At 53.5% G+C, this 16742-nt stretch carries 12 protein-coding genes; all 12 read right to left on the reverse strand.

The features are described 5' to 3' along the window. Window positions 1-12 precede the first annotated feature (12 nt). Window positions 13-2463: an ABC transporter ATP-binding protein/permease gene (locus P156_RS12765; RefSeq protein WP_051600690.1), complete on the reverse strand. Its 2451-nt coding sequence runs from the start codon at window positions 2461-2463 to the stop codon at window positions 13-15. Next, window positions 2460-4868: an ATP-binding cassette domain-containing protein gene (locus P156_RS0105570; protein ID WP_027869286.1), complete on the reverse strand. Its 2409-nt coding sequence runs from the start codon at window positions 4866-4868 to the stop codon at window positions 2460-2462. The genes P156_RS12765 and P156_RS0105570 overlap by 4 nt, the downstream gene beginning before the upstream one ends. 183 nt (window positions 4869-5051) lie before the next feature. Continuing rightward, the gene (locus P156_RS0105575) at window positions 5052-6266 is read right to left on the reverse strand and encodes a coenzyme F420-0:L-glutamate ligase (RefSeq protein ID WP_027869287.1); all 1215 of its coding nucleotides are present in this window, start codon (window positions 6264-6266) and stop codon (window positions 5052-5054) included. A gap of 97 nt (window positions 6267-6363) precedes the next feature. Next, entirely contained in the window at window positions 6364-7215 is an 852-nt protein-coding gene (locus P156_RS0105580) for a YihY/virulence factor BrkB family protein (RefSeq protein ID WP_027869288.1), read from the reverse strand. A 203-nt stretch (window positions 7216-7418) separates the two neighbouring features. Further along, window positions 7419-8522, reverse strand: coding sequence for an IS200/IS605 family element RNA-guided endonuclease TnpB (gene tnpB, locus P156_RS0105585; RefSeq protein ID WP_034802034.1), 1104 nt, complete (start codon window positions 8520-8522; stop codon window positions 7419-7421). A 261-nt stretch (window positions 8523-8783) separates the two neighbouring features. Further along, a complete protein-coding gene (locus tag P156_RS0105590) occupies window positions 8784-9899 on the reverse strand; it encodes an alanine racemase (protein ID WP_027869289.1) in 1116 nt (371 codons plus the stop codon). Window positions 9900-9972: 73 nt separating this feature from the next. After that, window positions 9973-11460: an amino acid permease gene (locus tag P156_RS11705; RefSeq protein WP_051600692.1), complete on the reverse strand. Its 1488-nt coding sequence runs from the start codon at window positions 11458-11460 to the stop codon at window positions 9973-9975. An 83-nt stretch (window positions 11461-11543) separates the two neighbouring features. Further along, window positions 11544-12329, reverse strand: a complete 786-nt coding sequence (locus P156_RS0105600) for a dimethylarginine dimethylaminohydrolase family protein (RefSeq protein WP_027869290.1) — start codon at window positions 12327-12329, stop codon at window positions 11544-11546. Between the two features lie 22 nt (window positions 12330-12351). Further along, on the reverse strand, window positions 12352-13125 hold the full coding sequence (locus P156_RS0105605) for a dimethylarginine dimethylaminohydrolase family protein (protein WP_027869291.1): 774 nt from the start codon (window positions 13123-13125) through the stop codon (window positions 12352-12354). Between the two features lie 218 nt (window positions 13126-13343). Next, window positions 13344-14288, reverse strand: coding sequence for a carbamate kinase (arcC, locus tag P156_RS0105610; RefSeq protein WP_027869292.1), 945 nt, complete (start codon window positions 14286-14288; stop codon window positions 13344-13346). A gap of 90 nt (window positions 14289-14378) precedes the next feature. After that, window positions 14379-15599 (reverse strand): arginine deiminase, encoded by a 1221-nt coding sequence (gene arcA, locus P156_RS0105615; RefSeq protein WP_027869293.1) that lies wholly within the window; start codon window positions 15597-15599, stop codon window positions 14379-14381. A gap of 58 nt (window positions 15600-15657) precedes the next feature. After that, entirely contained in the window at window positions 15658-16653 is a 996-nt protein-coding gene (argF, locus tag P156_RS0105620) for an ornithine carbamoyltransferase (protein WP_027869294.1), read from the reverse strand. Between the last annotated feature and the right edge of the window lie 89 nt (window positions 16654-16742).

A 16742-nucleotide genomic window follows, 5' to 3' on the forward strand; every position in this document is an offset into this window, starting at 1 on the left:
ACTTTCCCTTTCTCATATATCTGTTCTGCTCAATATCTCCGCCGGTGTCTTCCGCATGGTGCGGAACACCGGAATCAGACCGATCACAAGGTTGAACAGGAGCTCTGCCCCCAGCGTGATGCCGGCGATGGCCGGATTCACCATGTACATATCCTGATAATAGTAACTGAGCTTCACCACGTTGGACATGATGTAATACATTACTCCGATGCCGATCACAGAGGTAACCAGTGTGATCGCCACGATCTCCCCGGCGAACATCCGGTAGATGTCCCCCTTCTTGACACCGATTGCCCGCAGGATACCAATCTCCCGGATCCGGGACAGGAAGGAGGAACGCAGCATCAGATAGATCTCGATCAGAGAGATCAGGAGGATCACCGCTGCAAGCACCAGCGAGGTGCGCAGTTTTCCTTTGATGGACTCCACATAGGCCGCCCGCTCCCGGTCGAAGTTGATAGTGGAAGCGATGTCCGCCATCTCCAGGTCCGTCTTGGTCATGTCCACATCGGCTGCGTAGACGGAAAGTTTGCGGTTTCGACTCAGATTGTCCAGCTCGATCATGTGATCTGTGACATAATAAGTGTCTGCCCCGTAACGGTTGGTGGTATAGTAGCCCACTACCGTAAGCTTCTTTCCGTTCATGGTCTTCTCCACCTTCTTGTTCAGAGGCATGTCGTCCTTGAACTCGATGTTCACGATGGTCTCGTAATCATCCTTGGGGAGTCTGCCCTGCTTGAGTTTCACGGACTTAGGTGCCAAAGACCAGGGCCTTACTGCCTGCGCAAGCTCCTCCCCAACCTCTGACACGTTGTTTCCCATCGCCTGATCCGACTCCAGCACCTCCGGTGCGTTGGCGATAATGTTGGTGAACTGATCCGGTTGAGCAAAGATGGACGGCGACTGCGTGTCCACGATCGCTGTGATCACATAAGGATCCAGGTTCGGCACCCGTATGCTCCTCCCCAGGAACTGTCTGTAGGAGTGCAGATTCACAGCGCCCCCGGCTTTGTTCCTCAGAAACCTCGTGAGGATGCTGAGATCCACCGCAACTTCGTCGGACTTCTCCGGCAATTTGCCCATATAGATGTTGGCCTCGTTCAGAGTCTCTGCTGAGACCAGCGATCCGGGCAGGTCTGCATTCAGCGTCGTGGTCTGGTAGTAGTCATCCAGCGGAAGCACAAAATTCACTTCCGAGGTTCCGGGGATCACATACTCCACCCCTTCCATCTTGCTGATGTCCTTCAGGAGTTTCTCACTCTTTCCGGGATCCGGCACCGTAATGTAGTGATCGTTGGTCTGCATGAAATCCGTCCGTTGGATATCCCTCACCCCCGCGATATGGCTGACCGCAAAGAACATGAAGGCCGCCGCCAGCACAAAGCCCAGCAGCAGGAGTTTCTTCAGCATCCGGAAACTCCGAATCCGTCCAAATCCCCGCACTATGGATCCGATCAGTCCGTAGATGGACTTGTACCGCACCCTGTAACGCCGTGGCAAAAAAGCGTTATAGTCGAACTTGTTTTCCTCAAAAAAGCTCTTGTCATAGGCGGTGTAGTGCTCATCCACCAGTTCTATATCGCTGTTCTCGTCCACCACCGTGTACTTTCCGCCGGTATCGATGAACAGGTTGCCTCCCCGCAGAACCAACTTGATGTCTGCCTCTCGTGGTCTGTCCGCATAAAGATCGACGATCACGTCGCCTGCGCCCAGATAGTCCGCATAAGGCATGTCCTTCAGGTAAATCTTGTTCTCTAACTGATAATCCAGTTTTCCTTCCGTATCGTTGGTCACATCGCTGACCACCTTGCCGTCCATTATCCGGATCGTCCTGTCAGAGTAGAACTCTGCCAGTTCCTCCTCGTGGGTGACCAGGAGAACCAGCCTTTCCTCAGAGATCCTCTTGATGATGTTCATGACCTCCAGAGTATTGGCAGAATCCAGATTCCCGGTAGGTTCATCGGCGATGATGATTCTGGGGTTCTTCACGATCGCTCTGGCGATGGCCACCCGCTGACGCTGTCCACCGGAGATGCTCCCCGCCAATCTGTTTCGGTAAGCATAGATCCCCACTGCCTTCAGGCAGTAGTTGACGCGCTCCTGTACCACTCTCTTGTTGCGGATGCCGATCATCCGCAGCGCCAGGGCCACGTTATCAAACACCGTACGGTCGTCCAGCAAGTTGAAGTTCTGGAATATATATCCGATCTTGGCGTTGCGGAGACGGTCGAACCGTCCGCTGCGATGCCGTCCGATTCTCTTTCCCTCGATGGTCATCTTGCCCCGATTGAACCGATCCAGCCCGCCCACCACGTTCAGCAATGTGGTCTTACCGGACCCGGATGGCCCCAGAAGCGTCACAATTCCCGATTCCGGAAGCTCCAGGGTGGTGTTGTTGATCACATGGATCTCGTTGGCCTTTCCCTTGTTGAAATACTTGTCAACCTTCTCCAGTCTGATCATGCCTGCTCACCTCCTCTGTAGACGCGCATGGCGCTCTGTGAAAAGATCCGCTTGGAGTAGCGCGAGGCGATCAAAAGCGACATGAACAGCATCACCAGGAACAAGACCGCGTAATGGACCGGCTCCACGTAGTTCAGATATGTCTTCAACATCGGCAGATCGATCATTCCCCTCTCCACCAACACCAGGAAGCCGGAACTGATTCCTACCGCGATGGTCATGATCACCAGCAGCTCGATCCGCAGGATGTTACGGGTGTTCCTCTGGGTCGCTCCCAGGATCCTCAGTATGGAGAAGTACTCGTTACGGGATCGCATGATCAACCGGATCACCGTGTAAGCAATGAAGAACAGTACCAGGAACATCAGGATCAGCACACACGCACTGATCATTCTGCTGGCAAACTGCAGGTCACCTGTCTCATTCTCCAGTATATCCTTCATGGCCAAAGCCTCATATCCGCTCTTCCTCAGGGCGCCTGCCACGTCCTGCGCGTCCCTGTCGTCCTTCACAAAGGCACTGACCTGGTAATTTCCCTGGTCATAGAGTTTGGCATAATCGGCAGCACTGATGAACACACAGCCCACATAGGTATCGTAGGCATCTCTCTTGTAGCCCAGGTCTTCCTTGATGGTCTTGGGAGTGACGACCTTGGCGATGGTGAACTTGCCTCTGGACTTGAAATAGTGGTTGGTCACCCGGATCTGCATGGGTTTCCCCACCGCCTTTCCTTCCACAAAATAGGACTGGGCGTCCTCATCCAGTATGATCGCCTGTCCGGCCTTCAGCTTATCTGTCACGTAGACCTTCTGCCCGGTGCCTGCAGAGATGATCTTGTCTCCGAATTTCAGTTCCGTCTTGGAAGAGATCGCCACACTGGCGATCAGCATCTTGTTGGCCAGATTCTCCCTGACGTAGAACCTGGAGTATCCATAATCTCTGATCTTCTGCGCTTCTGCCTTCTTGAAGGTGATGCCGGATATGATGCATTTCTTCTCACTGATCCTGCCGCTTTCACCCTGCTGATTATCATAAGAAGTAACGTAATACTTCTTGCCGATGATCTTCTGCCCCATGTCCTTCAGTGTCTCGTAGGAATCCGAGGTGTCATCCACACCGATGACAATCTCCCGGTCTGTCCTGGGCAACGATCCATAGGCCAGGTCCTTCTCCTCCAACATATCCACACTGTATACAGGCCCTTCCACATAGACCTTCTCAGATTCCAGAGAGGCGATCCGATCTAGCGCCAGGTCGTTCAGCACCACATGATCTACCTGCTCCATCCTGCGGATCGAGGCCACGTCTTCATCGGTGATGACACTCCTGTCCGCCTTCCGCAGCACGATCCGCTCCGGAGAAGAGTCGAAAAAGTACTCTGCCTCGCCCACATTGTTCTGCTCGTGCTGCGCCGTCTGCATAGAGGTAAACACCCCTACCACGGCCGCTGTGACGAACAGATAGATGAACAGAAGGAGCAGGAACTTGGTCGGAAGATTGAAGGCATTGCGTATCCCCAGTCTGAGCTGAGAACGTTTCCGAAGCCTGGTCAGTCTCTTCCGCCTGCGCCGTTCCTCCCGACGCTCCCGTTCCAGGCGCGCCTCCTCCCGGAGGCGTTCTTTCTCGGCTTTGTCAGCGGCGATGATGGCTTCTGCCGTCGATTTCTCTTCCGCGTCCTCAGACTTTTCTTGTTCTCGGTCATCGGAGCCTTCCTGCTCGACAAAAGGTGGCCGGATCCGATTGTCTTCGATAATCCTTCCATCCCGCATCATGATCTTGCGGGTGGCATATGGCTCTGCCTGCTCATAATTATGGGTAACCACGATCACCAGTCTATCCCTGGCCATAGCAGCCAGGATCTCCATCACTTTCACCGCAGATTCACTGTCGAGATTCCCCGTCGGTTCGTCCGCGACGATGATCGGTGAGTTCTTGGCAAACGCTCTTGCGATGGCCACTCGCTGTTTCTGCCCGCCGGACAGCTTGGAGACTTTGGTTCTGGCGTATTTCTTCAGACCTACCCAGTCCAGGATCTTCATGATCCCACCTTTCAGATTCCCACCCTTATGTCCGTTCAGAAGCAAAACAAGCTCCACGTTCTGATAGACCGTGTAGCTGTTGATCAGGTTGAAGTCCTGGAAGATGTTCCCGATATAGGTCTTCCGGTAGTCCTCGTATTCTTCTGTAGTGAAGGCGCTGATGTCCTCGCCGTTTACGAACATCTCACCCTCTTCATAGGTATCCAGTCCGGAGATCACGTTCAGCAGGGTAGACTTCCCCCCGCCGCTCTCTCCGGTGATCACCACAAAATCTCCCACGTCAAGATCGAGGCTCACCCTGGAAAATCCGGTGCTGACAGTATTATTCTGTGAATAAAACTTCGACACCTTGCGCATCTCTATCATATGTGCCACGATGTATCCCCCTTTTGATTTAAATGGAGCAAAGCTCCTGACGTGCTTGTAAGCTCGTCACAAATCCCTAATATATAGTATACCAGACGAATTGTTTTAGGGGAACCCCGAAATTTAAGGTCTCTACCATATGAAAAAGGCTGTCTTCTTCAGACAGCCTTCGCATTTTCAAAATCAGTTGGTGTAGTTATCGAAGTATCCCTGTACCAATACCACCGGTGTTCCCTTGTCGCCGGAACCAGAGGTCAGGTCGCAGAGCGAACCGATCAGGTCGGTGAGCTGACGGGGGGTAGTCCCTTCAGAGGCCATGTTGCCTACCAGGTTGTCGTCCTTCTGGCGGATGCTGTCGGAGATCGCCTGTTTCAGAGCCTCACCGGACAGCTCACTGAAGTCGTTATCGGCCAGATACTTCAGTTTCAACTCGTTGGGTGTTCCGATCAGACCATCTGTAAAGGCCGGGGATACCACGGGATCAGCCAGTTCCCAGATCTTTCCCTGAGGATCCTTGAAGGCGCCGTCACCATAGACCATCACCTCGACATGCTTGCCAGTCTTCTCCAGGATCTTCGCCTGGATATCCAACACCAGATCCTTGCACTCCCGCGGGAAAAGCTTGACCTTGTCTTCCGTGGACTTGTTGGAGCCCAGCAAACCGTAACGTTCATTGCAGCCGCTGCCGCCTACCGGTGCAGTCATGATGTCATCCAGTCCCATCACCACGGCGGCGCCTGCATCCTTCAGGATGCGCTTGGTCCGCTTGCGGGTATGGATATCACAGGTCAGCACATGATCAGCATAAGGCAGTACCGACTGAGCATGGTTGGCAAAGATGATCTCCGCCTCCGCTCCGCAATCCTCGATCAGTTTCTTATAGTAGTCCACATAGTCAACGCCCGTGAACTCATGCTTATTCTCTCCGAAAAGTTCTCTGTATTTCTCCAGGGTCAGCACATCACTGTAGGGATTGATCCCTGCAGCATCGATTTTGTCCAGGCTGACCAGCTCGTTCCCCACCTCATCCGAAGGATAACTCAGCATCAGGACGACCTTTCTGGCACCCTTGGCAATGCCTCTCAGGCAGATGGCAAAACGGTTTCTGGACAGGATCGGGAAGATAACACCGATGGTATCTCCCCCCAACTTGGCGCGTACATCCTCTGCGATGTCGTCCACACTGCAATAATTCCCCTGAGATCTTGCGACAATGGATTCTGTGATGGAGATGACATCTCTGTCCCGAAGTGAAAATCCCTCGGCCTCCGCTGCTCCCAACACGCTGTCTGTTACGATCTCCACCAGGTCATCGCCCTCTCTGATGATAGGGCAACGGATTCCTCTGGAAACAGTGCCTACTCTTCTCTCATTGTCGCTCATTGCTATATCCTCCATTAACTTCTCCTCCGAGTATACCCCGGAAGACTATAACGTATGCAAAAAAATACACATCTATTATACGTCCATTCCTCACAGGATGCAAGTTTTTTCATCATTGATTTGCTTTGTCCTCTTCCACCGCCAGATTCAGCGCTTCGCCGGCGAAGAGGATCATGATCACGAATCGCAACCACAAGAGCACCAGAAACAGCGAAGCCAGCGACCCGTACAGACTGGAAGCATGGTAAAAACGCGGGATGAAGAAGGCGAATAACCTGGTAAAAGCATACCAGCCGACACCTGTTAACAACGCACCTGGGATTTGACTTTTCAGAGACTTTTGGGAAGCAGGCAGCTTTGCGTAGATCTGCAGGATCACCAGAAACGCCAGCAGCGCAACAACCAGAGCACTGATGTGAAAGAAGGATCTGATGCCTTCTTCCATCGCTTCCAGTCCCTTTGGATCCAGTTTCTCCAGTGCGCCAAACAGGATTCCTTCGATAGAATCCCCCAACATCTCGAACACCAGCAGTGCCGGAAACAGCACGACCAGGGTCAAAGTAAATACCAACTGTTTCAGGAGGCCCCGTATCTTGCTCGTCTCCTCCACCTGGTTCAGCTGATTCAGTCCCTTCTGGATCGCAGAAACCCCCTTGCTGGCTGACCAGAGAGTGGTCAGGGCGGAAACAGAGGCCAGCAGACCCCCGGACTGACTCTTCAGGTTTGCGACCATGGACTCAACCAGGCCCCGAATAGAGTCCAGGTTCGGCAGCAACTGAAAAAACACCGCCGTCACATCCTTCGGGGAATACCCCGGGAGCAGATTGACGATGGCGATGATCAACATGAGAAAAGGTGCCGCCGCCGTCACCATGAACAAAGTCGCATTCCCTGCATACACCGAAACATTGTTTTCCCGGTAGATCTCAAGTGCTCGCTTACCCCGATCGATCCAACGACTCATAACAACACCCTCTTTCCTGCAATTGTCTTTTGCCCTTATTATACCTTGAACGCTCCCACCACTTAATACACTGACGCGTATTTGAAGTGGGGGATTCCTGCTTCATCGAGAACTGCAGGTTCCCTTGGAAACTCCGTCTTACACTCTCTCCACAGGCTTTACTTCCCGTGCGACCCACGGTACGATATTTCGTCCCAGAGGCTCTATGCCGCCAGGATCTCCTTCCCTTTCTTCAGTATATTGATCGCTGCATTCACATCTCTGTCATGCAGCGCTCCACACACCGGGCACTTCCATCTCCTGACCGAAAGATCCTTGACCCCCGTGTTTCTCTTTCCACAGCACGAACATTGCTGGCTTGACGGGAATGTCCGCGGTACCTTCACCAGTACCCCGCCATGATCTGCCAGCTTGTATTCCAGCATCCGGTAGAACTCCCCCCACGACGCGTCTCCGATGGACCTGGCGAGCCTGTGGTTTTTCATCATCCCTTTTACATTCAGATCCTCTACGCAGACGACTTGGTTCTCGTTCGCCAGCCGACAGGTCTCCTTATGCAAATAGTCTCTTCTGATGTCTGCTACCTTCTCCTGTTCTCTCGCAAGTTTCTTCCTTGCCTTCTCCCGGTTCTTCGATCCTCTCTTCTTTCTCGACAGCTTCTTCGCAAGTCTTGCGATCTTCTTCTCGTGCTTCTTCTGTGTCCTTGGGTTCGGAACGCTCTTCCCGGATGAATCAGTATACAGGACCGTCAGCCCAGCATCCAGCCCCGTTTCTCCTCCTTTGTTCGGAAGCACTTCTGCCTCCTCCTCTACCTGCAGCGTGATGTAATACCTCCCGCTGGCTGTCATGGATACCGTGGCCGACAGGATCCTTCCGTCAAAGACTCTTGTATTTCGGATCTTAACTTCTCCTGCTTTCGGTACCCGGATCCGGTCTCCTCCGATCCGGATGCTGCCATTTACATTCATCGTTCGGTAACTCTGAGCATGCCGTTTGCTTTTGAACTTCGGATACCCTCCTCGCTTCTGAAAAAAGTTCTCATATGCTTGTTCCAGGTGTCTCAGGGCTTGCTGCAGCGCGATGCTGTCAGCTTCTTTCAGCCATGGTGCCTCCTTTTTCAGGTGATGGGACAGATCTCTGCTTTCTTCTGTGTATTTCAGCGTGTCATGACACTCCTCCCAAAACGTTTTCTTCTGTTCAAGATAGTAGTTATATACAAAACGACAGGCCCCAAAGGTCCGTGCGAAGAACGCCTGCTGTTTCCGGTCTGGATATGCGCGATACCGGTATCCTCTGATACGCTTCATGATACACCTCCGAACGTATGTTCTTATCGTATCACATGTCATCCGTTTATGCAATATCGAAACAGGAAGTTCCTGGCATTTTACTCAGAAATGGCTCTCCTGCAGAGCGACACTCGAGGGTATAGCCGTATAGCATCCTTTGGCCCATCCCGAACGATTCATCCCTCCACTTGCAGAAGTGGGGGTTTTCTCGTTAAGCTTTTAGATAAACGGCAGGGATTGGACTTCCCCAAACCTTTGGACCGGGAAACAAAAACAGCGTTATTCAAACACGATCTTCACGTTCTCGGAACTGGCAGCATACACCAGTGTGGAATAGGTCAGATCGAAGGAGATCACATCACCGGTGTGAATCTCGCTGCCGGCTTCCATCGCCTCCTGCACATCTGCAATGGTGTGGTCGCTGGACGCCCCCAACACTTCTACACCAGATACTCGCGGAAGCAGGTCCGCAGGATCGCCGTAATCCACCTTGCCCAAGGCCAGTAACGCCCGGTGTCTGATCCCCCGGTCCTCATACTGCACGGTATGCCCAAACGCATCCACCGAGCCGATCTCCCCTACTGGAAAGGTGGGCTTGTCCCTCACCTCAATCACCTCAGCCTCCAGACTGAACACATCCCGGTGAAGGTGTACTCCAAGTTCTTCCAAGGCAGGTCCATACCCTTCCATATCCAGCATGTACTCCGCAAGCAGGATCCCCTCGCCGACCCGAAGCAGATTGACGCGTGCAGGCATATTCCCCTCCACCACCCGTGGCAGAGAGGTCGTCGCCCCACCGGAAATCCACTCCAACGGTCGGCCAATCTGTGCTTCGATCTGCTCCGCCAACACCACAAGTTCCTCCAGTTTTTTCGGCGTTGCCACGATGGATCCGTAGCAGCCAAGGTTGGTTCCGATGCCCGCCAGATGCAGATGCGGAAGGTCCTTCTCCACCCACAAAGCCGCCTGTACAAAGCTCTCCTTGTCCCACCAGCCTTCTCGCAGGTCCCCCAGATCCGCCATCAGGATCACAGAATGCTCCACATTGGCCGCCGCCGCTGCCTGCTCCATCGCCTCCAGTACCACTGGATCGCTTTGAAGGCTGATGGAGCAGAGTCGCACGACCTCATCGACCTCCGACAGCATGGGCACCCGGAGCATCATCCTCTCCGTTTCGATACCCGCGTCCCATACATGGGCAAGCTGCTCCAACCGGGAACTCGCCAGAAACCGTACGCCCGCTTCCGCCATCGCCCGGGCGCAGGGAACAAGTCCGTTCGCCCCCTTGATCACGCCAGCCAGTTGAATACCGCGGGTGTCGCAGAGTTGCCGGAGCTGATATGCATTTTCCCTCAGTTTTCTCAGGTCAATGGTCAGTCTCGGATAGTTACTCATGCCTCCTCCTTACTACAGCCAAGGCGCGGCCATTGCGGCCGCGCCAGTATACTCGGTAAATATTGCTTTGTGCTTATGCCAGGATACCTGTGACCATCTCGTTGCCACTGGCGACCAGATAGATCGCGACGACGAACAGGACAGCCATAGCCGCTGCAATGACCGCATCGTAGGTCTTGGGGAAGATCTTCTCGCCCGCTCCCTTCCGCTTGATGACATACACGATGATACCAGGGAAGAACAGCAGTGCCGCGATCAGTACATACGGATCAGAAATACAGGTTGCGTAGAACATCCAGCAGCCATAAGCGCCGCCCAGGAGGGCAAAGGCCCAGGTGAAGACCTTGGTGATCCCGCTCTGTCCAACGGTCAGTTCTCCCCTGACAGCTGTCTTCACTGCGAAGAACATGGACAGCATGTACGGGATAACGATAGCCACGGTGGACAGGTAGTAGCAGTTCTGGAACGAAGAGTTCGCGAAGGTTGCGATGACGATGAACACCTGAATGACCACTGCACTTCCGATGATGGACATGGTCGGTGCATTGTTCTTGTTACGCTCGTTGAACTTCGCCGGGAAGCAGTCGTTCTCCGCCGGACCTGCCAGTGAGTCAACGCAGAGGATGACATAGGTGAACAGGGCCAGACCGATGGAGATGATGGCTGCCACGTTGACCAGGACAGCACCCCAGTGGCCGACGATCTGCTCCATGACACCTGCCATGGAGAAGGTGTAGTTCTCTGTGTAGGAGGCCAGGGTATCGTGATCTGCCACTCCCATAGACAGGAAGGAGATCAGGAAGTACAGACCAAGCAGGCACAGGAAAGAGATCGTTGCGCCGGCACCGGCAGTTCTTGTGGTTTTGGCGCGGTGGGAGATAACCACAGCACCCTCAATTCCGATGAAGCACCATACGGTCACGAAACAGGTAGATACGACCTGCTTCAGCACCGGTGTGCCGCTGGGATCATTCCAGTTCGCCATGAAGGTCTCAAAGCTGAACGCGTTTCCAACGATGGCGGCGATGACCATGAACAGGATCGGCAGCGCCTTGGCAATGACGATGATCACGTTCAGGACGACCGCCTGGTTGACGCCCCGAAGTACCAGCAGCACCAGCAACCATAGGATGATGGAGCCCAGGATCAGGGACTTGATAGAAGAACCGCTCTCCAGCCAGGGAATAACTTCGCTCAGGGAGCCAAACAGACCCACCTGGAAGGTAACGTACGCCAGGATCGCAGAAAGCCAGTAGCCCCATGCCGCATTGAATCCCACATACTCACCGAATCCGGCTTTGGAGTAAGTATACAGACCGGAAGTCAGTTCCGGCTTGGCGATACTCAGATTGAAGTAGCTCATCATCAGAGAGAGCATACCCACGCCAGCTACCAGCCAGCCCAGCAAGGATGCCAGGGTGTACGCTCCGGAATTGGCAAAATCGCCAGGGATGGCGAACACACCGGAGGCAAGACAGCAGCCTACCGAGAAGGCCACCATCGGAATCAGGCCAAGTGAACGTTCCTGATTCAGGTTTGCTTCGTTTGTATTATTTTCCATTCTTTTTACAACCTCTCAAATAATTTCGATCAAGATCAGTCCGGCCGGCAGCCAGGGCCACCGGCGCAGACATGGGACATACGTTACTCAGCCCAAAAACGCAGGGACAGGCAGGAAAGTCCTCCATCGATCTTTCTGAATTCAGATGTGTCAACGATCAGAGTCTCATAACCCAGATCCTGTACAGCCTTCAGTACAGAAGGATAGCCTTCCGGAACGATGACAGTCTCGTTGACCCAGATGCAGTTGGCGCCGTAAGCTTCCTCTTCCGGAACCTCGACTCTGTTGTATTTCTCGAACACCGGCTTGGTGACGAACTCGCCGGCAACCAGCATGTTGTTGTGCTCCAGATAGTTTACACCGGTCTTCAGGTGCAGCACCTTCTCCAGAGGAACCTCAACGCATTCCATGCCGTACTTGTTCAGGATCTCTGTCAGCTGGCGGATACCTTCCTTGTTGGTTCTTGCGGACAGACCTACATAGAAAGTGTCATCTACCATCATGACATCGCCGCCCTCCAGGGTGCCGGGGTCCTTGATGTACTCGATCTTGTCTTCCGGGAAGAACTTCTTCACGGCATCGATGATCTCGTTCTTCTCACCGTTTCTGGACTCTGCGCCCGGGTTGGTGATGATGGCGCAAGCTCTGGTGATCAGCGCAGGATCCTCCACAAAGCAAGAGTCCGGATATCTCTCGTCAGCCGGAAGGACGGTGACGTCCACACCGCACTTCTTCAGAGCCTCGATGTACGCGTCGTGCTGCTCCAGAGCCTTCTCATAGATAGGCTGTCCCAGCTCCGGTGCGGAAGTGATCCCGTCACAAACTGCCTTGCACGGTCTTCTGACGATGACATTGTTGAATTTTTTCATGATAAAAACCTCCCTAGTTGCATTAGAATCTAAGAGACAGGCAGGTGAGACTGCCGTCGATCAGACGAAATTCATTGGTATCCATCAGTTTGATGGGATAGCCCAGTTTCTCGATCAGGGCTGCGGTCTTGGGGAACCCTTTGGGAACCAGCACCGTACCATTGATGTTCATGCTGTTGATAGCGTACAGCTCATCCTGATCGATGACGTAGCGCTCATACTCCGCAAAGGCCGGCTGCTCGTTCATGGCGGCGGAAACCAGCATCTGTCCATTGTCCAGGTAAATCACAAAATCCTTCAGATGCAGTCCCTCGGTCACAGGAACCGCTGTAGCTTCGTATCCGAACTGGCCAACGATCTCTGCGAACTGACGGAAAGCCTCTTCGTTGGTCCTGTCGGACATCCCGACGTAGAAGTGCCTGTCCACCAGCATAACATCGCCACCCTCCATGGTGCCCGGTGCCTCGATGTGGAAAACTCTGTCCTCCTCATAGAATCTCTTCAGGACCTCCTCCATCTCGATCTTTTCATCTCTTCTGGAGTCGGTGGCAGGGTTGGTAACGATGGCACACTCTTCCATAACGACCGCAGGATCCTCCACAAAGCAGGAATCCGGAAAACGTTCGTCCCCTTCCAGTACGGTCACATCCAGGCCCAGACCCTTCAGCGTCTCCACGTACGCTGCGTGCTGGGCGATGGCTGCCTCGTAATCCGGCTTACCCTCACCAAACATGGCAGTAGAAATCCCATCGATCAAAGCCCTGCAGGGTTTTCTGGTAATCGCTCTTGTAAACATGCTCGATACCTCCTTGTATCCTCGTTATGTGCTTGCCGGTGAACCGGTCATTTTTCACTAATATTTGTATATAATATATAATATATTTAAAAGCCCGTCAAGGGAATATCTATAAGGAAACACGAAAAAAGCATCATCACCAACCCCTCTTCGCAGTAAAGAAATGGCGGCAACACTGTATGCCTTGTTGCCGCCGTTGTCATTATAAGAGTATTCAGTTATGCGAAGGTGATCGTAGTACCGGTCTTCCCTTCCAGAGCTTCTACAGCTTTGTCAAGAGAGGTGATGATCGCCTTCTTGTTCGGGTACTTTCTGACGAACTTCATGGCAGCCTCTACCTTCGGCAGCATGCTTCCCGGGGCGAACTGTCCCTCCTCGATGTAGCGGGCAGCGTCCTCCAGTGTCAGGTTGGACAGGTTCTCCTGGTTGGGCTTGTTGAAGTTGATGGCGACCTTCTCCACCTCAGTGAGGATCATGAGAACATCTGCTTCGACCTTCTCGGCCAGCAGCTCAGCACCGAAGTCCTTGTCGATCACGGCTGCGATGCCCTCCAGGGTACCATCCGGGTTCTCAACGACCGGGATGCCGCCTCCGCCGACGGAAACGGTGATGGTGGAAGGCCACAGCTTGCGGATCGCATCGATTTCAACGATCTTACGCGGCATGGGGGAAGGAACCACTCTTCTCCAGCCTCTTCCGGCATCTTCCTTCATGGTGTAGCCCTTCTCCTCCTGCAGAACCTTAGCTTCTTCCTCGGTATAGAAAGGACCGATGGGCTTGGTGGGGTTCTGGAAAGCAGGGTCCTGCTTCTCGACCACGACCTGGGTCACGATGGTGGCCACCGGGACGTTTCTGTTGCGCTTGGACAGGGCGTATTTCAGGGCCTCCTGAATGTGATAGCCGATGTAGCCCTGAGACATAGCACCGCAGACGTCGAAAGGCATCGCCGGAGTCACGTCCTTGGCGGTCTCGGAAGCCAGCAGGATGCGGCCAACCTGAGGACCGTTGCCGTGAACGATACCGATCTCATAGCCCTTCTCGCTGATGTCAGCCAGATGTTCACAGGTTTTCTTTACTACGTTAAGCTGGGCTTCTGCGGTAGCCTCGCCCTTACCGGACTGCAGCGCATTTCCGCCCAGTGCGATTACGATTTTCTCTGCCATTGTTTCTTCTCCATTTCTCATCTAATAGTAGGGATTTCCGTAAGTATCCCTCGCTGCAAAAGACAGCGAGGGGAAGGCTTTGTGCACGTATTACAGGTCGTCTCTGTTGACCGGACAGCTCATGCAGCGCGGGCCGCCTCTTCCTCTGGAGAGTTCTGCGCTGGGGATGGTCAGGACCTTGATGCCCTTCTTGTCCAGCAGATCGTTGGTCACGTAGTTACGCTCGTAGGTGATGACAGTGGCTGGTGCGATGCAAAGGGTGTTGGAACCATCGTTCCACTGCTCTCTCTGTGCAGCCATAAAGTCATCGCCTCCGCAGCGGATCAGATCTACAGCAGGTACGTTCAATACCCTTGCCAGCAGACGATCAAGCTGGTCAGTAACAGACTCAAATCTCGGTTTCCCGTCCGGTCCCAGTGTGATCTCGAACAGCTGAAGCGGTCCTTCGATCTCCGGGTGGATGGTGAACTTGTCAAAGTCAACCATGGTAAATACGGTATCCAGGTGCATGAATGCTCTGCTCTTGGGAATATCGAACACCAGCACTCTCTTGAAGGTGGACTTGTGCAGCAGGTTCTCCGCCAGCTTCTCGATGCCGATGGCGGTGGTTCTCTGGGACAGGCCGATGGCCACGGTCTCAGCGTTCAGGACCAGAACGTCTCCGCCCTCGATGGAAGCGGGATCGTTGTAGTCGTACCACTGCTGGGTTCCTTCTGGAGCGAAGTCCTTGTTGTATTTCAGCATGTACTGAAGCAGCAGGCACTCGCGTCTCCTGGTAGCGGTGCTCATATGGTGTACATTCAGACCGTTGCCTACACAGGCACCGGGATCTCTGGTGAAGTACAGGTTCGGCATAGGATCCATGTAGAACGGATATGCCGAAGAGATCATGTCTGCCAGGTTGGTGGAAGCCACGTTCTCAATATCTGTCTTGCGGACACCGGCGATGATCTTGGCGACCATTTCCTCGGCCGGCATCTCGAACAGATAGTTAAAGATGGCCTCTCTGACCGCCTGGGAGTTCAGATTGCTCTCATCCAGAATGTCGTTCAGGAATGCTTTCTTGACCTGCGGGTCTGCGATGGCCTTTGCGGTCTCTTCTACATAGTAGACGACCTCTACGCCATTCTCTCTCAGCACTTCCGCGAAGCGGTCGTGCTCCTTCTGCGCAACCTCCAGGAACGGGATGTCGTCGAACAGAAGTCTCTCGAAGTTGTCAGGTACCAGACCTTCCACTTCCTTGCCAATGCGATGCAGCAAAACCTTGTTCAGTTTGCCGATTTCTGAATAGTTATGGATTCCGGGATACATAATAATCCTCCTTGCTTGCCTGCAGAAAACCTTCTGCGCAACTTGCGTTTCGATTCGATTAGCCGATGGTGGCTACGATCACAGCCTTGATGGTGTGCATTCTGTTCTCAGCCTCGTCGAATACCACACTGTTTCTGCTCAGGAATACCTCATCGGTGACCTCGCGGATGTCATAGCCCTGCTCTTTCTGCTCTGATGCCATGGTGGTGTCGAAATCATGGAAGGAAGGCAGGCAGTGCAGGAACAGGCAATCCGGGTTGCCGGTCGCCTCGATCATCTCTCTGGTGACCTTGAACGGGGTCAGCAGTCTGACTCTCTCAGGAATCTCAGCCTCTTCGCCCATGGAAGCCCAAACGTCTGCGTAGATAGCATCTGCGCCCTTCAGGCACTCAGGATCGCTGCTAATCTCGATGCATCCGCCGTTCTCCTCAGCGATGGCACGAGCAGCCTCCACCTTCTCCATGTCGATCTCTGCAGCCAGTTCCTTCGGACCATAAGCCACGTAGTGCATGCCCATCTTGGCAGCACCGTACATCCATGCATAGGACATGTTGTTTCTGACGTCTCCGGAGAAGACGATCTTCACCTTGTTCAGCGGCTTCGCGCAGTGCTCCTCGATGGTGAGCATGTCAGCCAGGATCTGGGTCGGGTGGTCAACGTCGGTCAGGCCGTTCCAGACAGGAACACCAGCGTTCTCAGCCAGCTCTTCAACAACGCTCTGCTTGAAGCCTCTGTACTCGATTCCATCGTAGAATCTACCCAGAACCTTGGCGGTATCTGCGATGGTTTCCTTCTTGCCCATCTGGGAGCTCTTGCTGTCCAGGAAGGTGACACCGGCACCCTCATCCATAGCGGCTACCTCGAACGCGCATCTGGTTCTGGTGGAAGTCTTCTCAAACAGCAGAACGATGTTCTTGCCCTTCAGCACGTGGTTCACGATACCGGCTCTTTTCTTTGCCTTCAGGTCGTGAGCCAGGTCCAGCATGTAGCGGATCTCAGCCGGTGTAAAGTCCATGAGTGTCAGAAAATGTCTACCCTTCAGATTAACTGCCATAATGAATCTCTCCTTTTCTCATTACAGAATGGTTGTAACGTACCTGTATTGCTATCGTTATTGACACTTTTATTCTATATCATTTAGGC

The organism is Eubacterium sp. AB3007 (assembly GCF_000688015.1).
In the GTDB taxonomy this organism is placed as follows: domain Bacteria; phylum Bacillota; class Clostridia; order Peptostreptococcales; family Anaerovoracaceae; genus Aminicella.